Source organism: Streptomyces sp. MAI_2237 (genome assembly GCF_054189285.1).
Genome location: NZ_JAJPGQ010000009.1, coordinates 781,479 through 800,777, shown reverse-complemented (window position 1 = coordinate 800,777; position 19,299 = coordinate 781,479). Strand labels below are relative to the sequence as shown.

The 19,299-nt window shown below is 68.6% G+C and carries 15 protein-coding genes and 4 pseudogenes; 10 read left to right on the top strand and 9 right to left on the bottom strand.

Annotated elements, in window-relative coordinates; translation table 11 throughout:
* Window positions 1-33: 33 nt before the first annotated feature.
* From LN251_RS39060 to LN251_RS39050, 3 genes and pseudogenes are all read right to left on the bottom strand, one after another.
* Window positions 34-690 carry a vitamin K epoxide reductase family protein gene (locus LN251_RS39060; RefSeq protein ID WP_458248890.1) on the bottom strand — a complete coding sequence of 219 codons (657 nt, stop codon included), beginning with the start codon at window positions 688-690 and terminating at the stop codon, window positions 34-36.
* A 101-nt stretch (window positions 691-791) separates the two neighbouring features.
* Window positions 792-1,277, bottom strand: a pseudogene (locus tag LN251_RS39055) (hypothetical protein); the annotation flags it as partial.
* A 225-nt stretch (window positions 1,278-1,502) separates the two neighbouring features.
* Complete coding sequence (locus LN251_RS39050) at window positions 1,503-2,111, bottom strand: class II aldolase/adducin family protein (RefSeq protein WP_458248889.1); 609 nt, start codon at window positions 2,109-2,111, stop codon at window positions 1,503-1,505.
* On the opposite strand from LN251_RS39050, the gene LN251_RS39045 reads away from it, so the two are divergent.
* Complete coding sequence (locus LN251_RS39045; RefSeq protein ID WP_458248888.1) at window positions 2,056-3,714, top strand: sodium:solute symporter family protein; 1,659 nt, start codon at window positions 2,056-2,058, stop codon at window positions 3,712-3,714. The two genes, LN251_RS39050 and LN251_RS39045, sit on opposite strands and share 56 nt — an antisense overlap.
* Window positions 3,715-3,733: 19 nt before the next feature.
* Here the strand turns inward: LN251_RS39045 and LN251_RS39040 are convergent, their stop codons facing one another.
* Window positions 3,734-4,333: a TetR/AcrR family transcriptional regulator gene (locus LN251_RS39040; protein ID WP_458248887.1), complete on the bottom strand. Its 600-nt coding sequence runs from the start codon at window positions 4,331-4,333 to the stop codon at window positions 3,734-3,736.
* A gap of 163 nt (window positions 4,334-4,496) precedes the next feature.
* Here LN251_RS39040 and LN251_RS39035 point away from each other — a divergent pair, with 163 nt between their 5' ends.
* From LN251_RS39035 to LN251_RS39025, 3 genes and pseudogenes are all read left to right on the top strand, one after another.
* Entirely contained in the window at window positions 4,497-4,643 is a 147-nt protein-coding gene (locus LN251_RS39035; RefSeq protein ID WP_458248886.1) for a hypothetical protein, read from the top strand.
* 113 nt (window positions 4,644-4,756) lie between these two features.
* Complete coding sequence (locus LN251_RS39030) at window positions 4,757-5,407, top strand: peroxiredoxin-like family protein (protein WP_458248885.1); 651 nt, start codon at window positions 4,757-4,759, stop codon at window positions 5,405-5,407.
* 100 nt (window positions 5,408-5,507) lie between these two features.
* Window positions 5,508-6,337, top strand: a pseudogene (locus tag LN251_RS39025) (IS5 family transposase).
* A 488-nt stretch (window positions 6,338-6,825) separates the two neighbouring features.
* On the opposite strand, the gene LN251_RS39020 reads toward LN251_RS39025, so the two are convergent.
* Complete coding sequence (locus tag LN251_RS39020; RefSeq protein WP_458248884.1) at window positions 6,826-7,089, bottom strand: DUF6207 family protein; 264 nt, start codon at window positions 7,087-7,089, stop codon at window positions 6,826-6,828.
* 163 nt (window positions 7,090-7,252) lie between these two features.
* A pseudogene (locus LN251_RS39015) lies at window positions 7,253-7,827 on the bottom strand (alpha/beta fold hydrolase); the annotation flags it as partial.
* On the opposite strand from LN251_RS39015, the gene LN251_RS39010 reads away from it, so the two are divergent.
* The gene (locus LN251_RS39010; RefSeq protein ID WP_458248883.1) at window positions 7,765-8,205 is read left to right on the top strand and encodes a zinc-binding dehydrogenase; all 441 of its coding nucleotides are present in this window, start codon (window positions 7,765-7,767) and stop codon (window positions 8,203-8,205) included. The pseudogene LN251_RS39015 and the gene LN251_RS39010 sit on opposite strands and share 63 nt — an antisense overlap.
* A gap of 556 nt (window positions 8,206-8,761) precedes the next feature.
* Here the strand turns inward: LN251_RS39010 and LN251_RS39005 are convergent.
* Complete coding sequence (locus LN251_RS39005) at window positions 8,762-9,040, bottom strand: hypothetical protein (protein ID WP_458248882.1); 279 nt, start codon at window positions 9,038-9,040, stop codon at window positions 8,762-8,764.
* Between the two features lies 1 nt (window position 9,041).
* A pseudogene (locus LN251_RS39000) lies at window positions 9,042-14,236 on the bottom strand (DUF6531 domain-containing protein).
* A gap of 438 nt (window positions 14,237-14,674) precedes the next feature.
* Between LN251_RS39000 and LN251_RS38995 the strand changes: the two are divergent.
* The 5 genes from LN251_RS38995 to LN251_RS38975 all read left to right on the top strand — a co-directional run bounded on the left by LN251_RS38995 (window position 14,675) and on the right by LN251_RS38975 (window position 18,443).
* A complete protein-coding gene (locus LN251_RS38995; protein ID WP_458248881.1) occupies window positions 14,675-14,806 on the top strand; it encodes a hypothetical protein in 132 nt (43 codons plus the stop codon).
* 247 nt (window positions 14,807-15,053) lie between these two features.
* Complete coding sequence (locus LN251_RS38990) at window positions 15,054-15,470, top strand: PepSY domain-containing protein (RefSeq protein ID WP_458248880.1); 417 nt, start codon at window positions 15,054-15,056, stop codon at window positions 15,468-15,470.
* 330 nt (window positions 15,471-15,800) lie between these two features.
* Window positions 15,801-16,109 (top strand): hypothetical protein, encoded by a 309-nt coding sequence (locus LN251_RS38985; protein WP_458248879.1) that lies wholly within the window; start codon window positions 15,801-15,803, stop codon window positions 16,107-16,109.
* Window positions 16,110-16,266: 157 nt separating this feature from the next.
* Window positions 16,267-17,001: a response regulator transcription factor gene (locus LN251_RS38980; protein ID WP_458248878.1), complete on the top strand. Its 735-nt coding sequence runs from the start codon at window positions 16,267-16,269 to the stop codon at window positions 16,999-17,001.
* Window positions 16,998-18,443, top strand: a complete 1,446-nt coding sequence (locus tag LN251_RS38975; protein ID WP_458248877.1) for a sensor histidine kinase — start codon at window positions 16,998-17,000, stop codon at window positions 18,441-18,443. Before LN251_RS38980 ends, LN251_RS38975 begins: the two co-directional genes overlap by 4 nt.
* A gap of 469 nt (window positions 18,444-18,912) precedes the next feature.
* Here the strand turns inward: LN251_RS38975 and LN251_RS38970 are convergent, their stop codons facing one another.
* Entirely contained in the window at window positions 18,913-19,275 is a 363-nt protein-coding gene (locus LN251_RS38970; protein ID WP_458248876.1) for a MazG-like family protein, read from the bottom strand.
* Between the last annotated feature and the right edge of the window lie 24 nt (window positions 19,276-19,299).

Sequence of the window (19,299 nt, the reverse complement as noted above, 5' to 3'; positions counted from 1 at the left end):
AGGGTCGGACGACGGGGCGGGCGTGCGGAGGAGTCAGAGCAGGGACTGCCAGTAGTCCCACCAGCGGGTGGCGATCAGCATCACGATGCTCAGACACCAGGTGACCGGAACCACCCAGTGGAACTCCGGCACCCCCGCGACCACCGCGCGCGGAGCGCCGATCACGCCGTGCCGGAGATTGTGCGCCGTGGTGTACCAGAACATCGCGATGGTGGCCGCCCAGGCCAGGCAGCACCACAGGCACAGCGCACCGATCTCGTACAGCGCCTGCGTCATCAGCCACATGCAGAAGGCCGCGCCCAGCAGCGTGCCGGCGTTCAGCCCCAGCCAGAACCAGCGCCGGAAACGGGCGCCGGCCAGCAGCGCGACGCCGACGGTGACCACCGCCGGGTAGGCGAGCAGGCCGAGCACCGGGTTGGGGAAGCCGAACACGGACGCCTGGGCGCTCTTCATGACGCTGCCGCAGGACAGAACCGGGCTGAGATCGCACGAGGGGGAGAACAGGGGGTCCTGCAGAAGCCGGATCTTGTCGATCGTGATCACGAAGGAGACGAGGGAGCCGAGCGCGCCGGAGACGATCAGCAGCCACGCGAAGGCACGCGAGGAACCACTCGCGCCGCGTGCGGCGATCCGCCGGTCGGCCTCCCGCGCCCGTCGGGCCTCGGGGGCGGCGGTGGTGGTGCTGCTCATCGACGGTGTTCCGCCCTGCCGGTGGCCAGGACGGGCGCCGAGCCCACGACGGCGGCGGGGCGGGCGACCGCGTGCGGACGCCTGCCGACGGGCCTCGGCGACGAGACGGGCGTCGTCTCGCGGGCCGCGTTCTCGGGCCAGACGACCTCGACCTCGATGCCGTGGGCGCGGGCGTAGGCCACCAAGTGGGCGGTGGCGTCGCGGCCGTTGGAGGGCGAGCCGTCCCAGACGGCGAACAGGTGCCGGCATTCCGCGATCATCCGCTCGTCCGCCGCGACACAGGCGTCCCGGTCCGCCGGGTCGTAGGGCAGCAGCCGCACTTGGCAGGCGAGCAGCAGCAACTCGCCGGTCGCCGGCCGGTCCCGCTCGGGCAGCAGCGCCGGAACGAGCCCCTGGGTGGGCGTCACGACGACCAGGTCGTGTCCGCTCGCCCGCGCGGCCCGGCCGAACGCCACCGGCACACCGGCCCCCGCCCGCACCAGCCCCTGCGCGGGACCGGGCAGACGGGCCAGGGCCGCCCGCAGCTCGGACTCCACCCGTTCCAGCGTGTCCCCGGTCAGATCGGTGTGCCCCACCGCCGCGATCATTCCGCCAGCCTCCCGCCCTGCGACGTTCACGTGTCCCGGTGCCCTCGCACCGCGCGGCCCCGCTCGCCACCGCCTGGCGCAGGAGCCGCCGGGCTCTGCTCACGGGCGGCGGACGAGTCCCATGGACAGGCCCGCGGGCTCAGTGAAGCCAGCGCGACTAGAGGCCGACAAGGGCCGAAGGTCCTCGCGCCGCCGTCCGGCGACACGGCCGGCGTGGACGCGTGCTCAGGCCCAGGGCGAGGCGATGGAGAAGGTGGTGGCGACGCGCTTGATCTCGTCCGCGGTCAGGCCCTCGGCCCGGCGCCCGGCCACCAGGTCCAGGTACTCGTAGCGCGCACCGGTCTCGGCGTACTCGATCCGGTCGACGGCGTGGGTGACCGACACGTCGGAGCGGGCCATCACCCCGTGCTTGCTCCACAGCACCACCTGCGCCTCGCGCAGCCCCTCGACGGTGGCCGCCATGAGCTCCGCCGAGCCGGGGACCATGAAGTCGAGCACCACGACCCCCTCCGGCAGGCTGACCACCGCTTCCGGCTCCCAGCGCAGGATGCGGGAGGTGAGGGCCGCCGTATCGCGGTAGGCGGGGATGTGGCTGAGATAGGTCAGGTGCGGGGGCTGGGCGTGGACCGCGGCGTGGAAGGCCGTGCCACGCCGCGCCACCTGGTCCTGGTGGACCGCCAGATGCGAGTTCAGCTCGCTGGTCAGGCGGGTGAAGCGGCGGTGCGCCGAGGTGCGCAGGGTGGCCGTCGACCCGTCCGGGTGGATGCGTACGGCGCCGATGCCGGCCGGCGGGTCCCCGGCGAGTTGGCGCAGTCGGCGCCCGGAGCCGGTCACCAGGACGGTTCCCCCGGCCAGCGAACACGCCCTCGACGAATGGGGCCTGGGCGGACGGTCGTTCGACACCTGGATCACCTGGTTCCTGCTCGGCGGCGACGTCTACACCGCCTACACGTTCGTCGCCGTACCCGCGGCGGTCTACGCGGCCGGAGCGGCCGGCTTCTTCGCCGTGCCGTACACCATCCTGGTCTACCCGCTGATCTTCACGTTCCTGCCCCGCCTGTGGCCGGTGTGCCACCGCCACGGGTACGTCACCACCGCCGACTTCGTCCGCGGCCGCTTCGGATCCAAGAGCCTGTCGCTCGCCGTGGCCTTCACCGGCATCCTGGCCACGATGCCCTACATCGCACTCCAACTCGTCGGCATCCAGGCCGTACTGGACGTCTTGGGCGTCGGCGGCGGCGAGAACACCCACTGGTACGTCAAGGACCTGCCGCTGCTGATCGCCTTCGGCGTGCTGGCCGCGTACACCTACTCCTCCGGTCTGCGTGCCCCCGCCATGATCGCCTTCGTCAAGGACACGCTGATCTACCTGGTCATCATCGTGGCGATCATCTACATCCCGATCAGACTGGGCGGCTTCGACGACATCTTTGCCAAGGCCGGCCAGGCGTACAGCCAGACCAGCCCCGCCACAGGCAAGCCACGCGGCGCCCTGGTCAGCGACCCCAACGCCCAGTGGACGTACGCAACGCTGGCGCTCGGCTCCGCGACGGCCAAGTTCATGTACCCGCACTCGATCACGGCGACGCTGTCTTCCCGCAGCCGCGACGTGATCCGGCGCAGCACCACGGTGATGCCCCTCTACACCCTGATGCTGGGCCTGCTGGCTCTGCTGGCTCTGCTGGCTCTGCTGGCTCTGCTGGCTCTGCTGGCTCTGCTGGGCTTCATGGCGATCGCGGCCGGCGTCAAGGTCACCAATGGCCAGCTGGCGATCCCTCAGCTGTTCGAGGACATGTTCCCGGCCTGGTTCGCAGGCGTGGCCTTCGCAGCGATCGGTATCGGCGCGCTGGTGCCGGCGGCGGTCATGTCGATCGCCGCGGCCAACCTCTTCACCCGCAACATCTACAAGGACTTCCTCAAGCCCGATGCCACGGCGAAGCAGGAGACGCACGTCTCCAAGCTGGTGTCGCTGCTGGTGAAGGTCGGCGCGCTGGTCTTCGTGCTGAGCATGGACAAGACGGTCGCCATCAACTTCCAGCTGCTGGGCGGCATCTCAATCCTGCAGACCTTCCGGTCCCTGGTCGGCGGCCTGTTCACCCGCTGGTTCCACCGCTGGGCGCTGCTGGCGGGCTGGGCGGTCGGCATGGTCTACGGCACCCTCGCCGCCTACGGCGTCGCCTCGCCCACCCAGCCGCACTTCGGCGGCTCGGCCAAGCAGATCCCGGGCACCGGCGAGATCGGCTACATCGGCCTGACCGCGTTCGTGCTGAACGTGGCGGTGACGGTGGTCGTGACCGTCGCCGTGAAGGCCGTGAAGGCCCCCGAGGGCATCGATGCCACCTCGCCCGGGGACTACTCGGCGGATGGGGGACAAGGGGAAGCAGCCGAGGCCCCCCTCCTGCGTCCGGGCACAGCACCTGCCCCCCATCCCCGTTGAGAGCCGGAGCAGCGCACGTCTAGGCCGCTGTCCGGGCTCCGATCGAGTCCAGGGCGGCGGCCACCGTCGTGCGCAGGGACGCAGCGTCCGCACCGGCGCGGGAGCGCAGGTTGACGCCGTAGGCGAGCAGCGCCAGCAGGTCCGCGGAGGCGCCCGGATCGGCACCGGGCGACAGCTGCCCCTGGCGGTCGGCGGTGACCAGGGCGGCGTACAGCGCCTCGCGCAACTCCTGGTGGTGCTGGTCCAGCACGGCGCGCACCGCCGGGTCGGTGTTCTCCGTCCCGGCGTACGCGTTGGAGACCATGCAGCCCCAGCGCGCATACTCGCCCGAGCAGCGGGCCTCGATCAGGCCGCCGAAGAACTCGGAGACCGCGGGCAGGCCCCGCTCGTCCTCGGCCAGGCGCCGGAACATCGGCTGGGACCGCTGTTCCAGGTAGCGGCGCAGCGCGGCGCGGTACAGGTCCTGCTTGCCGCCGAACGTGGCGTACAGGCTGGAGCGGTTGAGCCCGGTCGCGGTCACCACATCCTGAATCCCGGTCGACGCCACGCCTTGGCGCCAGAACAGCCGCACCACGGTCTCCAGGGCGGCGTCCGGATCGAAGTGCTTGACGTCTGGCATGGTCCACCCACCATCCTGAAATGAGGATTCCAAGATACTCCCAGTTCAGTACGCGGCAAAGGTTGTGACAACTGCACCGCGGGACGGACCCTCACCGACGCGAAGTCGTCCAGGTTCATCCATGATTCGCCCCAGGGGTACCGCTCACCCTGACCATGCCCCCATGAATCGCATTCCAGCCCTCTGGGCGGCCGCCTATGGGTCACGGACCCCGCGCCTGTGGCGCTACCTCGCCCGTCGCGCCGTCCATCTCGCCGCATTCCTCAAGGCGCTCGCCCTCGCCGACCACCGTCCGTTCACCAGCCTCTGACCCACCGACACCCCCGCACGACTGGCGCGGGACCACGCGCACCCTTATCTTGGAACGGTCATTTCAAGATCGATGGGTCCCGCTCCAGTCGCCAACCAGGAGGAACCAGCACCATGACCAGCCTCAACGCCGAACTGCGCACCTTCTACGAAGCCCGTCAGCAGCAGATCCCCGCCGAGATCCGGCAGATCATGCAGCGAGCCGGCCAGGAACTCGCCGACTCCGGCCAGACCGACCGCGCCCTGACCGTCGGCGCCCAGGCACCGCGCTTCAGCCTCCCCACCGCGACCGGACAGACCCTGGCCCTGGACGACCTGCTCACCGACGGCCCCGTCGTGCTGACCTTCTACCGCGGCGCCTGGTGCCCGTACTGCAACATCGCCCTGCACTCCCTCCAGCAGCACCACGAGGCGATCACCGCCCGCGGTGCGCGCCTGGTGGCCGTCTCCCCGCAGATCCCCGACGAGTCCCTCACCCTGACCCAGAAGCACGCACTCGCCTTCGACGTCCTGAGCGACATCGGCTCCGACACCGCCAAGCAGTACGGTCTCGCCTTCGACCTCCCCGACGACCTCGCCGCCGTCTACGACAAGCTCGGCTTCGACCTCCAGCGCGTCAACGGCGGCCACCCGCGCACTCTCCCGCTGCCCGCCACCTACGTCATCGACCGCGACGGAGAGATCCACTGGGCCTTCGTCCACGCCGACTACACCACCCGCGCCGAACCGGCCGACATCCTTTCCGCGCTCGACGCGCTGAACTAAAGCCGACCCACAACCCCCCGCGGGAACACCAACGTTCACCTGCCTGCGACGCCTAGGTCGTGTCTTCAATTGATCTTGCTTGGTGGATCATGGTCGGGTGATTCGTCGCCATGAACTGTCCGATGCGGAGTGGGAGTTCGTCCGACCGCTGTTGCCCGCGTCCCTACGTGGCCGGAAGCGGTTGGACGACCGAAGGGTCCTCAACGGGATCGTGTGGAAGTTCCGCACCGGTACGGCCTGGCGGGATGTGCCCGAGCGGTACGGGCCGTGGCAGACACTGCACACCCGCTTCCGTCGGTGGGCTCTGGATGGAACCTTTGAGCGGATGCTGCGGACCGCGCAGGCCAGGGCGGACGCCGCTGGGGACATCGATTGGCTGGTGTCGGTCGACTCCACCGTCGTGCGAGCCCACCAGCATGCGGCGGGGGCCCGAAAAGGGGGCCGCGCAGCCCGGGGCTCGGACGCTCCCGGGGCGGCCTGACCAGCAAAATACACCTGGCCTGCGATGCCTTCGGGCGCCCGCTGGCCTTCGTGGTCACGGGCGGGAACACCAACGACTGCACGCAGTTCACCGCCGTGATGGAGGCGATCCGCGTGCCCCGCATGGGGGTGGGGCGGCCCCGGGTGCGGCCCGCGCACGTTCTGGGCGACAAGGGCTACAGCTCCCGCGCCATACGGTTTTGGCTGCGGCACCGGGGCATCCCACACACCATTCCCGAGCGGGCCGACCAGGTCCGCAACCGGCTCCGCCGCGGCAGCCGCGGCGGGCGTCCGCCGGCCTTCGACAAGCAGCTCTACAAGCGGCGCAACGTCGTGGAACGGTGCTTCAACCGCCTCAAGCAGTGGCGCGGCATCGCGACCCGCTACGAGAAGACCGCCGAGTCCTACCAGGCAGCCGTCACCCTCGCCTCGCTCCTGATGTGGGCGTGACAATTGAAGACAACTCCTAGGCCGCCCAGTGTGGCGATCTCTGCCGGGACCGCTCACCGCTGCCGGCCTTGGGAAAAGACTCGCTCAGCAAGCTGCGTTCAACGGCGACGAAGGTACGCCGGAGGTCTCGTCCATGACGAGGAACGCTGAGCGACTGCCGACGCCGGCCAGGTGCATGCCGATGGGACGTACGGGTCCAGCGCAACTGACGGCCCGGTGACCGACAGGGATGCCAGGCCCGCCAGCCGCACGGCATCGCTGTCGCCGGGACGCTGGACTGGCCTCGGCTTCGTCGCGCAGCAGTGTGCGATCCGCTCATGCCGTGCACGGTCCACGCAACGTCGAACGTTCGGCTGAAGCCCTTCAGGGCCCTTCGCCGCGCAGGAGACCCGTCCTTCCCCACCGCAGCCTGCATCCGTGGCCCCAGCGCTATGGCGCCCGGGGCCACGGCATGTCCCGGCCACGCCGGCTGGGCGCCCGGTGGCTGATCACATGTCGGGTTCCTGGCGCAGGTCTAGGAAGCAGCGCAGCCGGACGCCGGGTTTGCCCGGCTCGCGGATCGTACGGTCTGCATGGGTGATCGCGCACCGTGCGGCGAGCAGTTCCTGGACGGCGAAGGCGGTGGCGTCGTCATAGGCCGCGACCTCGAGCACGGCCAGTCCCGGCTCGGCGACATGCGCATCGTGGATCGGCCTCATGACCGGCATGACGTACCAGACCCGGGCGGAGTTCTGCGCGGGCTGCGACTTCACCCGTCCGAGTGCGCAGTGCGGGTGCTGGCTAGTGCTGTGATCGCATAGGTTCGCCGGGTTGTGTTCAGGCCACCTGTGACTCGCAGCCGCGGAGGGCCACTCCCGAGGCGGCATCGAGCGATGAGTTCCACTACGAAGAGGGGTCTTCTTGGGTGGAGGTGCTCTGCGGAGCGATGATGCCGGCCTGGCCGAGGAGGACCAGCGTCGGGCAGGTGCGGGTTGTCCACTCGTCCCAGTAGGAACGCTGGGTGTTCTCAGCCAGGGAGTCGACCATCACGTCGCGGTCGAAGCGGGGCCACCATGCGCCGCCCCGTTCCTCAAGTCCGGCGGCCCAGCCCTCACCGACCGGGCCACCGCCAAGGAACGCTGCCGCGGCCTCTTGCGGCGGGAAGGGGACCGGCCATGCATCGAGCCATCGGCCGACCTCAGCGGGAATATCCGGACCTTCCTGTCCCGGCCCGGCTTCCACAAGGACGAGCCCGCGCACGAGGTCGGGATGCCCGGCGGCGGTCAGCATCGCGGTATGACCGCCAGCGACTGGCCGATCAGGACGGCCTGGCGGAGGTCCAGTTGCTCCAGCACCGCGACGACATCGGCGACGTAGGCGGCGCGCGAACGGTCCTGCGGGTGCCGTTCACTGGCGCCGTGACCGCCCTGGTCGACTGCGACGACCCGATGCCGGGAGCTGAGGCGACGAAGCTTCCCTACGACCGGATCGTGGACTCCACAGACCTGCACAGCGCGCTCGGTGAGGAGAAGTTCGACGTGGTCATCGACCCCGTCGGCGGAGCACTGCGCACCCAGAGCCTCGACGTGATGATCCCGGGCAGCCGTCTCATCGCTGCGGGCAACGCGTCTGACGACTGGGGCCACCAAGTGGACACCAACCAGCTCTGGTTCCGAAGTATCACCGTCAGCGGCTACAACGCCGGCGCGTTCCTGCCCGCCCATCCACAGGTCGTTCCCGCCGCCCTCGCCGCGGCCGTCGAGGTGGCCGCCGCCGGCCTGGCGAACACCGACGTCGAGGTACTGCCGTTCAGCCAGGCCGTCACCGCCCACCAGCGCATGGAAAACCGCGATCTCGACGGCCGCATCGCGCTCACCCCGGAGGCATGACCATGACCGATCGGCAGGTGAATTGGGGAGCCCACTCGTGTCGGTCGCGCGTCTCTCGCGGCAATGAACCGGGTAGGGGTACATGTGCCGCGTGGGTCGGGAGCAGCGGGTGAATCGCGCACCGGCCGCATCGCTGGCCGGTCGGCAGGGCTGGTGGCCGCGCACGTGCGCTTGTCACCAAACCCCCCGTCTGGTGCCCTTTTCTACACCGCGTGGCCGCTCTCGACTTGGGCTCGGAGCACAGGCCGCTGTCCACAGGGTAGCCGTGTGCTCCAGGCACTGAGGGAGTGGAGCAGCGCCATACGCGTATGGATGTTGTAGATGGTGCCGAGTCCGAGGTCGGATGTGAAGACGACCCAGCCGTCTTCGGATCCGTCCCAAAGGTAGTTCAGGTTCTCCGGTTGGTATGTCATGGGATTACCCCGTGCCTTGTGAAGGTGACAACTAAGCCGTCATGCCCGACCAGGCTGGTCACTGAGAACACCGAAGGGAGCCGGCCGACCGGCCCCCTTCGGTTTCTTTGGAACGATTGTGGAGCTGGTTACGGGAGGTCGACTCAGAAAAGGCCGCGTTCCATGAGGTCCTCTGCCTCTTCCCACGTCAGGAAGATGCACTCTCCGGTCCGCAGCGAGACCGAGATGGGCATGTTGCCTCCGAGACGCATCATGTCGTTGCCCCCGTCCAAGAACTCCACTGTGTCCCACAGGGCGATAAGACGGTCGCCGTCGATGAAGCTGGCTTCCTCTGCTACGCGTACAGGATGAGGCGTCATGCCCAGACTCCGCTCTGACAGGAACACCTTGGCCTTCTCCAGAGCCTCCGTCGCGTTCAACACGTCAGTTCGTCCTCATCAGGTAGTAGTTATGGCCGCCCTCAGGCGTTGCCCGTCCTCTCTGGAAGTCGAAGAACACTACCTTGCCTTGGTCGTTGACCACGTTGAAGTAGTGTCCGATACCTACCTGCGGGCCTTTGAAGACGATGCCGCGCGCCCCGTCACCCCACTTGAGTACCTCACTTACCACCGCCGACAAGCCGTTCTTCTTGAAGAAGGCTCCCCCGACCATGTTGGCGACTTCCTGCAAGGTCAGGACGTGAGCCGCACCCGGGACCGGCACCGGCTTCTTTCCAGCCAGCATTTCGTCTCCGGCTACAGCGCACAGGCCGCAGTTATGGGTTCCACCCTCGGGATTGATCCGGGAAGCCGCACTTTCAGTGGTTGGGGAGCTGTAGGGCAGGCCAGTGAGAGTGTTCTTCTCAGGGCCCCACCAGCGACCAGCGCCTCCTGCGGGATCGGCAGCCTCTCGTCGCCATCCGGTGAGCCCGCCGACGCCGGTGACGGCGATCTGCTGGGTGAGTTCGTCGGCTGCTTCCCCATACAGGTCGGCGAGTGCGTCGCAGCCCTGCTGGCGGAGCATGTATTCGGCGCGGTAGAGGCGGTAGGCGGGGCGGATGGGGAGATATTTGTCGACGAAGGCTCCGGCGCCGCCGTTCTGGCCGGTGGCGGCGTCGTAGGTGTCCCCGAGGAATTCGAAGGGGGCCTTGAGGCCTTGGAGAAAGCCGTCACCGAAGATCTTCAGGCCCTCGCCGAGGCTGTCGATATGCCCGTTGTTGGGGTCGTCGGGGCTCAGGCCCGCTGGGGTCGGTGTAGAGGGTGGGGGTGTTGTTGGCGTAGGCGTATGTCGTGACGTAGGGGCTGCTGTGGTCGGGGGTGGCGGGGTCGGGGCGGTTGAAGCGGCCGGTTGTGGGACTGTACTGGCGGGCGTGGAGGTCGAGGTTGCCTGTCGTGGTCTCGTAGCGGGCGCCCGTGTAGGACGGGGTGTTCGCGGGGGCGCCGCTGGTGACGGTGTTCAGGGTGCGGGTGCCGTACGGGTCGTAGGCCCAGCGCTGGTAGAGGGTGCCGGTGCTGCCCGTGACGTCGACGGGGGAGCCTTGGGTGTCGTGGTGGTAGTAGAAGAGTGCGCCCGCGGTGTTCTTGGTCGCTGCCGGCTGGCCGAGGGGGTCGTAGCGGTAGGACTGCTTGAGGGTCCAGGCGCTGTCGTATTCGGTGGCCAGGAGGGGCAGGGGTGCGTTGGGGTCCCACTGGGTGCGGTTGGTGACGGTGCCGTCTTTTGCGACGGTGACCTGGTTGCCGCTGGCGTCGTGGTCGTAGGTGTAGTTGCTGCCGGCGATGGTGGCGGCGGAGATCTGTCCGGCCAGGTCGTAGGTGTAGGTGTCGGCGCCTGCCTTGGTCTGGTTGCCCTCGCCGTCGTAGTCGTAGTCGTAGGCGGTGGTCGCGGTGCCGGTGGTGGTGGACTTCAGCTGGTCGGCGTCGTCGTAGGTGTAGCCGGTGCTGGTGGTGCCGAGGGTGGAGGTCAGGCGGTTGCCGACCTTGTCGTAGGTGTAGGAGGTGGTGCGGCCCGACGCGCAGCCGGTGACCCAGGGCTGCGGGGCGCAGCCTGAGGTGAGGCGGCCTGCGATGTCGTAGGTGAGGTCGTACCCGCCGGTGCCGACACTGGCCCGGGTGACGTCGACGTGGGTGGGCAGCCCGGCGGGGGAGAGGGTGAGTGCGGTCTTGGTGACCGTGGTGCCGGACTTGGCGGAGGTGACCGCCGTCAGCCGGCCGGCGGGGTCGTAGGCGCGGTCCTCGGTCTCGGTGTTGGGCAGGCTCGAGCGGGTCAGATTGCCGGCCGCGTCCCAGGTGTAGGTCGTGGTGACGTTGTCGGCGGTCATCGAGGACGTCCGGCCGTCGTTGTCGTAGGCGTAGGAGACGGTGTTGCCGTCGGCGTACTTGCGGGTGAGCATCTGCCCGGCGCCGTCGTAGGTGTAGGAGAAGCCCCGGGTCTTGGTCAGGTTGCCGACGTCGTCGTAGCCGAAGTCCTCGGAGATCTTGGAGTTCGCCCGTGAGGTCATCTGCCCGGCGGCGTTGTAGCCGTACGAGACGTCGGGGGTGGAGTCCGAATAGTCGATCGCCGTGAGCAGCGAGCGGGGGTCGTAGGTGTAGGAGGTCGAACCGCGCGGCGTGGTCTTCTTGGCCAGGTTGCCGTCGGCGTCGTAGTCGTAGGACGTGACGCGGTTCAGCGGGTCGGTGACCGTGGTGAGGTGGCGGGCGGTGTCGTAGCCGTAGGTGGTGACGTGGGTGTTGGCGTCGGTGCGGGTGAGGACGTTGCCGACCGCGTCGTAGGTGTAGGAGGTCTGGCCGCCGTCGGGGGCGGTCACCGTGGTGAGTTGGTCGAGTTTGTCGTAGCCGAAGCCGGTGGAGTGCTTGTCGGCGTCGGTGCGCTTGGTGACGTTGCCGGCCGCGTCATAGACCGTGATCGTTATCCCGCCGAGTGGGTCGGTGACCGTGGTGAGGTTGCCCGCCGGGTCGTAGCCGTTGGTCGTGGTGTACTGCGCAGGGTCGGCGCCGGTGGCGTTTCCGCGCGGGTCCACGGCCGTGGCCTGGCGGCCGTCGCCGTCGTAGGTCCAGCTCTCCTTGTTGCCCAGCGGGGTGGTGCGGCTGAGCAGATTGCCGTCGGCGTCGTAGGCGTAGGTGGTGGTCTTGGTGAGCTGGTTGGTCGTGGTGCTCAGGCGGTTGTTCTTGTCGTAGGCGGAGCTGACGCTCTTGCCGAGGGCGTCGGTGACCTTGGTGACGTTGTCGACCGCGTCGTAGGCGTAGGTGGTGGCGTTGCCGAGCGGATCGGTGACCTTGGCCGGCCGGTTGACGTCGTCGTACTCGGTGCTTACGGACGCACCCGTTGGCCCGGTGACCTTCGTCCGGTTGCCTGCCGCGTCGTAGATGTAACTCGTCGTGTAGGCGGCCGCATTGGCCCCAGAGACGTTGCCGCGCGGCGACACCGTGCTCAGCAGCCTGCCGACCTTGTCGTAGGTGTGCGTCGTCTTGTCGCCCAGCGGGTCGGTCTCGGAGGTGACGTTGCCGTGGGCGTCGAAGGTCCGGGTGACCGACTGGCCGGAGGCGTCGGTGGTCTTGGTGAGGTTGCCGGCGTCGTCGTACGCGTAGCGGGTGGTATTGCCCGCGGGGTCCTTGATCGAGGTGAGCTGTTCGGCGCCGTTGTAGCCGTAGACGGTGGTACGGCCCAGCGGATCCGTGGCGGAGCTGAGCAGGCCCGCGGCCGTCGTAGGCGTACTTCGTGGTGTAGGCGGCCGGGTCGGCGCCCGTGACGTTGCCGCGCGGGTCGGTCTTGGTCAGGATGCGGCCCGCACCGTCGTAGGTGAAGGTGGTCTTCTCACCCAGCGGGGTGGTCACCGAGGTTCGGTTGCCGGCCGTGTCGTAGCCGTAGACCGTCTTCTTGCCGCGCGGCGTGGTGACGCTCTCCAGCGCGCCGAGGGCGGTGTACGTGTAGACGGTCTTGCCGCCCAGCGGGTCGGTGGTGGTGCTGAGCTGGTTGCTGGTGTTGTAGGTGTACAGCGTCTTGTTGCCGCGGCCGTCGGTGTGGCTGGTGACGTTGCCCGCGCTGTCGTAGGTCCAACTCTCGGAGTAGCCGAGCGACGCGGGTGCGCTGCGGGAGAGCATGTTCCCGGCGCTGTCGTACGTCATCGTCGTGGTGTTGCCGCGCTGGTCGGTGATGTCGACGGGGTGCAGGTAACGGTCGTAGTCGTAGGAGATGCTCTTGCCGTACGGGTCGATGCTCTCCATCAGCACATTGCCGGCATAGACGTCGGTCCAGATGCCGCCGTCGGGGGCGGTGGTGTGCGACTCGCGGCTGCCGTCCCAGGTGAAGTTGGTGGTCCTGTTGTTCTGGTCGGTCTGGGTCTTGATCCGCCCGGTGGTGTCGTAGGTGTTCACGACCTTGCCGCCGGCCGGGTCCGTGTAGGAGGACAGTCGCTTGTCCGTGCCGTAGGCGTAGGACGAGGTCTTGCCCGCCGGATCGGTGACCGAGGTCAGCAGGCCGCCGTCGTAGCCGTACGTCACCGACGTGCCGTCCGGCAGGCTCGCTTTGGACAGCAGGCCGGCGGAGTCCAGCGTGAAGTCGGTGGTGCGTCCCGACGCGTCCTTCACCGAGGCGAGCTTGCCGGAGGCGTACGTCAGGCTCAGACCCTGTCCGGTGCCATCGACCATCGCCGTGAGATGACCTGCACTGTCGAACGTCCGCTTGGTGTGGTCCAGGGTGGTCAGGGTGTAGGTGCTGCCGCTCTTGGCCAGCTTCGCCGTCGAACCGGCCGGTGCGGTGTACGTGCCGTCACTCGCCTGTGTGAAGACGAACTTCGCCCCGTCGTCCGCCTGGTAGGTGACCTTGCCGGACGCGATCGCCAGGCTCGAGTCGAAGGGCGTGGACCAACCGCGCCCCAGCAGACCGGTCGTGGTCGAGTCCGAGCGGTAACTGCGCTCCAGAGACAACGGGATGCCAGGTCCGACCAGCTTCGCGTCCGTCAGCTGCTCGAAGAACACGCCGGTCGCGGTGTTGATCGGGTCGGCGCGGTGCGCCTGCGCGTAGCAGGTGCAGATACCCGCCTGGGCGCCAGGGATGTCCGGCGTGTAGAACGCCTCCACCAGCGGAGATGTGGTCCCGTTTGGGCTGGCGCTGCCGTCGGTCCCCTCCATGAAGATCCAGGCGTAGTACTTCTTGCCGTCCTGCAGTGCACCGCCGAGCTGGTTCGACGTCCACCAGAAGCACTGGTCCGCCGGGTAAGAGTTGGCTGGCCACCAGCCGTAGCACCAGGCCCCCGTCTCCAGGAACCGGCCCGATGGGTCTCCCGTGGACTTCTTGATCTCCTGCTGGATGACGAAGTTGCCCGCCGAGTCGAGGACGTAGAGCCACATCCCGGAGTACGAGGCGGCCGTGCCGGAGCCGAACTTCAACTGCCCGCCGATGGAGAGGTATCCCGGGTAGGCCGACGTGGTCGCCGACACCCAAGCCGGATCCGGCGCCGACGCTGCAGCGCTCGTGGTGCTGCTCAGCGTATTCTGAGCAGCCGGGCCGCTCTTCGGTCGTTTTGTCGGTCGAGGGTGCGGTTTCCCTGAGGGTTTCCGGGAGGGGGCATGCAGGAAGCCCCGCATGGGGGACAGGTCATCCTGCGCCTGTTTTACCTGCTTTCGCCGCTCTGCCAGAGTCATGGACTTTGGCGGTTTCGGGAGGTCGGCTGCCGTCCTGGAGCCTGTCGCAAACGCCGGATTCGAAGCCACGGGCCTGTCTGCAAGAGCCGCCGAAGGCGTGATGCCTCCGACGGTCATCAGAGCAAGGGTCAAGACGGCTATGACAAGTCTTCGTGTTCGTGTGTGAGTCATGGATCCCCTGTAGTTGAGCCGTGAATGGCCAGGCGAAGGGATCTTTGGCTGAGGGGCTGGCAGAGGAACCTATAACGAATGGATTGGCCGAAAGGGTTGAAGGTTCTTCTCTGAAAAGGCTGGTCACACATGCACTGCACTCTGTCGACGCCGTGAATGGCGTGAACCTGCCATTGGCTGTCCGGGGCCTTACGTGAACTCGGCCGTGATTGGCCATGAATTCCTGGGAACTGCACGGTGATTGGAGCATTCTTCCGAGGCTGACCCATGGTGCGATTCCTTCAGCTGGGCCAGGACAAGGCGCCCGAGCCGGTGCGGCTGAAGACGGCCCAGGGTGCACAGCTGGCGCAGGGCAACCGCACGGTGCTGCTGGTGGCCGTGGTGGTGTGGCAGGCCTAATCGGGATCGGTGCCTGGGAGAAACCTCAAGATCGGCACTGTGGGTGACGGCGGATGGTCGCGGCAATCGATGCCTGGTGTACGGGAGTTGGCAGTGTGGTGTGGTGAAAGATTGGCGGTTTGCTGGGCTGTCTCTTTCCATCTACTGGGCTGCCTCTCGACGGCGGGTTCCTAGGGTCGTTGTCGTCCCCGGAGGCCGGCTCCCACGGCCTTCGAACGTGTGATCGCCCAGTGTTTGGAGATACCCGATGCGTGCTCTGCCCCGTCGTCGTGCTCTGCTTGCCGCTCCGGTCGCCGTGCTGGCGTTTGCGCTGGTTGCCTGCGGCGGATCCGACTCCGGCTCCGACAGCTCCCAGGGCGCGGACCCCCAGCAGCAGGCCCAGAGCGCCGGTGACACTGAGGCGGCGGACCAGGCCGGAGGCGACACCGACGACAAGAAGGAGCCGCCGCTGACCGGGGACATCAAGCAGAAGGCCGAGGCCGCCGCGGTCGCCGCGTACCCGGGCACGGTGGTGAAGTCCGAGGAGGACGCAGAGAAGCCAGGCATGTACGCGGTGGAGGTGAAGCAGTCGGACGGCACCTCGATCGAGATCTACCTCGACAAGTCCTTCAAGGTCACCGACACCAAGAAGGAAGGCACCGAGGAGACCGAGGACACCCGCTGACGGCCGGGGGCCTGACCTGTGGAAGGGAGAAACTCGATGCCGCCCGAGCCCGAGCAGACCTCCTCTTTGTCCACGGATGCCAAACAGACGACGATCCTGGATACAGAACCTGGCGCCCCGGCGCCGTGTGGCTACCGCGACCGCTTCGCGGAGGACGCCTTCGACTACCCTTCGTCGACCGCGCACCCCTGGTCTGCCGACCCGGCCCGACGGGCGCCGGTGAAACCGGTCGCTGTGCCGCAGGATCCTGTCGGGCACCGCGGGCCCGGAAGAAGGGCCGTGGGGAGCACGGCCGGCGGGCGACGGACGGCCGTGGGGCCGCGAGCACTCATGACGGCGGCCGCCGCGCTCGTGGTCCTGGGCGGTCTCGGGTTCGCTTTGTCCACCGTCAGCGACACGGTCACCTCCCCACCCACCCCGGGCGGCACCGCCCAGGTCTTAGTGCCGAAGGCGCAGACCGCGCAGCCGCTTCCGCCGTCTGCGCCGGCCACCACCAAGCCGCCGAGCGGCGCCACGAGCCCGGCCGCCGCACCACCGCATACGAGTTTGCCGACGGGTACCGGCCAGGACCTCGACCATGACCAGAAGAATGAGCGGGAGAACCGGGGACCCCAAGACGGCGACGACGCCGACGGCTGACTCCCCGCTCGGCGCTGCCCGACACCCCGCCACCGCCGTCTGGCCGCCCCGTCAGCCGGACGGGTTGGTCCACCGTCGTCGCCCACGTCTCCCCGGTCTCAGGCGGCTTCCCATGAACCCTCCAACTCCACAGGCACAGCTGTGCGAGCCTGGCGCCATGCGGCTGCTGCTCATCGAAGACGACGACCGAATCGCTAGACCCCTCACGGAGGGCCTGGGACGCTACGGCTTCATCGTGGACCACGTCCGCACCGGCACCGCCGGCCTCGCCGCCACCCCCATCGCACCGGATCTGGTCCTGCTCGATCTCGGCCTGCCCGATATGGACGGCCTGGACGTCTGCCGCAGCCTGCGTGCCCGCTCCGCCGTCCCCATCATCATGATTACCGCGCGGGGCGAGGAAGCCGACCGCATCGTTGGGCTGGAGCTGGGCGCCGACGACTACCTCCCCAAGCCCTTCGGCGTTCGGGAACTGATAGCCCGCATCCGCGCGGTCACCCGCCGCGCCGCAGCGCCCGCCTACACACCGACCGAGCCAGCGCAGCCTCCGCAGGCACATCAATCCGCTTCCGGCGGCCAGACGCTGGGCCCACTGATCCTCAACCGCCGCACCCGCGAGGTCCACCTCGATGGCCGTCACATCGCCCTGACACCAAGAGAGTTCGACCTGCTCGCCTTCCTCGCTGACGACCCCGGGACGGTGTACTCGCGGCAGCAGATCATGGACACGGTGTGGGACCCGCACTTCTTCGGCCCCACCAAAACCCTGGACGCCCACGTGGCCGCCCTGCGCCGCAAGCTGGGCGATCCAGGCTGGATCACTACCGCCCGCGGTGTCGGCTTCCGCCTCACCGTCCCCGGCGACCACACCGCCGCCGAGGAGGTCGGATGACCCGCCGCCTGCTGCTCAGCTACCTCGCCCTGGCCCTGCTGGTGCTGGCCGGCCTGGAGATCCCACTCGGCTACCTCTACGCCCGCGGCGAGACCTCCCGCGCCTCCCAAAGCGTGGAACGCGACGCCTCCATGCTCGCCGAGGTCACCGAGGAGAACATCGAAAAGGGTCAGCTCGACGCGCTTCCCGACGTCGTCGGCGACTACGCCACCCGTACCGGCGGCCACGTCATCGTCACCGACAACCGGGGCATCGTCCTGGCCGACTCAGACCCCGCCGGCCAAACCGGTATCAGCCTCGCCGTGCAGCCGGACATCGCCCGCGCGCTGAACAACCAGCCCACCATCATCACCACGACCGACGGCGACGGCCGAGACGTGCTGTCCGCGACCACGCCCGGCTCCTCCGGCACCCTCATCCGCGGCACCCTGCGCCTGACATATCCCCTGGACCAGGTCAGCACCCGGGTGCACCACATCTGGGGCGCCCTGGCGTTGGGCGGACTTTGCATCCTTGCCGCGGTCGCCCTGGTCGCCTTCACGCTCGCCCGGTGGATCACCCGGCCGCTGCGGACCCTGGAGGCCGCGACCACCCAGCTCGCCGAAGGACAGCTCACCACCCCGCCCGACGCCACCGCCGGCCCGCCCGAACTGCGGCGGCTCGCCGCGGCGTTCACCCGCACCGCCACCCGGCTCCAGCACCTGCTCAAAGCCCAGCAGGCATTCGCCTCGGAAGCCTCCCACCAGCTCAAAACCCCGCTCACCGGGCTGCGCCTGCGGCTGGAGAACTTCGAGCCCTACCTCGACCCGAGCGCCCACCCCAGCCTGGAGGAAGCCGTGGGCGAGGTCGAACGCCTCGGCCGCATGGTCCAGGGCCTGCTCGCCCTGGCCCGCCTGGAGAACACCGCCACCACCCCCGAACCCGTCGACCTGGACGCCGTACTTGCCGACCGGGTGGCGATGTGGGAGCCGCTGGCCGCCGAGCAATACGTCACCCTCACCATCACCGGCCCACCCGCCGGCCACGTGTGGGCGATCCCCGGCGCCCTGGAGCAGATCATCGACAACCTCCTCGCCAACGCACTGCGCGTCACCCCGCCCAGCACCACCATCACCCTCCACCGCGCCCCCGGCACCGAACTCCACATCATCGACCAGGGCCCGGGCATGAACGAGGCCGACCGTGAACGTGCCTTCGACCGCTTCTGGCGCTCCTCCGACTCCCACCACGACGGCACGGGCCTCGGCCTGCCCATCGTCCGCCACCTCGTCGATGCCTCCGGCGGCACCATCACCCTCCACCCAGCCCCCGGCACCGGCCTCGACGCCCGCATCCGGCTCCGCTCCGCCACCTCGCGTCCGAACGGAGTGCCGCCGATGGGGGAGGACTTCGGCACGCGCCGCTTTCGTGACCGTCGACCGCAGACAGCAGACCGCGGATGAGATGGTGCGGGCTGCGATGAGGCCCGTCATTCTCAGCGCAGCACCCCTGTGCCAGCCGGATACCGCCTGAAGCGGCCCGCATCCCCACCGGGCGGGATGCCGGTGGCGCAACGGCGGACCGGTCCCTGACGGCCTTGGTCAGCCGACGAAGCCATCACGGGCGGAGTCCGCTCAGGCCAGGGGCACTTCGGGTTGGGCCAAGAGGAACCGGCGCGACGCCCGATCGCACCGCGCATACAAGATCGAGAGGACGGGCGTCTCGTACGCACCGCCACCCGACAACGCACACGCTGCGCGGGAGAAACTTGAGAAGTACCGGCGTATCTGTGCCACTCGAGATTCCCTGGTCCTCGAGGCGAAGAGATCGGGGTTGAGCGAGGTCGAAATCGCTCAACTCTCAGGCCACTCCCGCAACACACTTCGTAGCATCCTGCCAAAGCACGCAGACTGATATCTCTGCGGCAGTTGCTCAGGCTGGCTCCGCCGGGGCCGGGACTGACGCGGGACCGGAGAGAAGGAATTTCGCCGACTTGGCAGCCAGATGCCGGTCGAGGTACTCCGCGGCGTCGTCGGGGCGCATGCGGGCCAGGGCGACCAGAGCCGTGATGGCCACATCCGCCACTTCCGCATGAGCATCCTCCCACGGAGCGGTCTCTTTGCGGGGGTTGGTGCCGCGGGCGCCGATGACCGCCTGTGAGGCTTCCCCGGTCTCTTCGGCGATCTTGAGGACTTGCAGGCTCCACTGCTCGGCTTGGTTCAGGCCGAGCGCGGCGTCGTGTTCGTTGAAGCGGCGGGCGAGACGGTGGATTGTGGCCCAGACGGTGTCGTGCACAGTGTGGTGTCTCCTTCAGGCAGT

Excerpts from the sequence above, each read along its gene's own strand:
- LN251_RS39060 (WP_458248890.1), bottom strand. The coding sequence starts at position 690 with ATGAGCAGCACCACCACCGCCGCCCCCGAGGCCCGACGGGCGCGGGAG.
- LN251_RS39045 (WP_458248888.1), top strand. The coding sequence starts at position 2,056 with ATGCCGGCCGGCGGGTCCCCGGCGAGTTGGCGCAGTCGGCGCCCGGAG.
- LN251_RS39040 (WP_458248887.1), bottom strand. The coding sequence starts at position 4,333 with ATGCCAGACGTCAAGCACTTCGATCCGGACGCCGCCCTGGAGACCGTG.
- LN251_RS39035 (WP_458248886.1), top strand. The coding sequence starts at position 4,497 with ATGAATCGCATTCCAGCCCTCTGGGCGGCCGCCTATGGGTCACGGACC.
- LN251_RS39030 (WP_458248885.1), top strand. The coding sequence starts at position 4,757 with ATGACCAGCCTCAACGCCGAACTGCGCACCTTCTACGAAGCCCGTCAG.
- LN251_RS39010 (WP_458248883.1), top strand. The coding sequence starts at position 7,765 with ATGCCGGGAGCTGAGGCGACGAAGCTTCCCTACGACCGGATCGTGGAC.
- LN251_RS38995 (WP_458248881.1), top strand. The coding sequence starts at position 14,675 with ATGGTGCGATTCCTTCAGCTGGGCCAGGACAAGGCGCCCGAGCCGGTG.
- LN251_RS38990 (WP_458248880.1), top strand. The coding sequence starts at position 15,054 with ATGCGTGCTCTGCCCCGTCGTCGTGCTCTGCTTGCCGCTCCGGTCGCC.
- LN251_RS38985 (WP_458248879.1), top strand. The coding sequence starts at position 15,801 with ATGACGGCGGCCGCCGCGCTCGTGGTCCTGGGCGGTCTCGGGTTCGCT.
- LN251_RS38980 (WP_458248878.1), top strand. The coding sequence starts at position 16,267 with ATGCGGCTGCTGCTCATCGAAGACGACGACCGAATCGCTAGACCCCTC.
- LN251_RS38975 (WP_458248877.1), top strand. The coding sequence starts at position 16,998 with ATGACCCGCCGCCTGCTGCTCAGCTACCTCGCCCTGGCCCTGCTGGTG.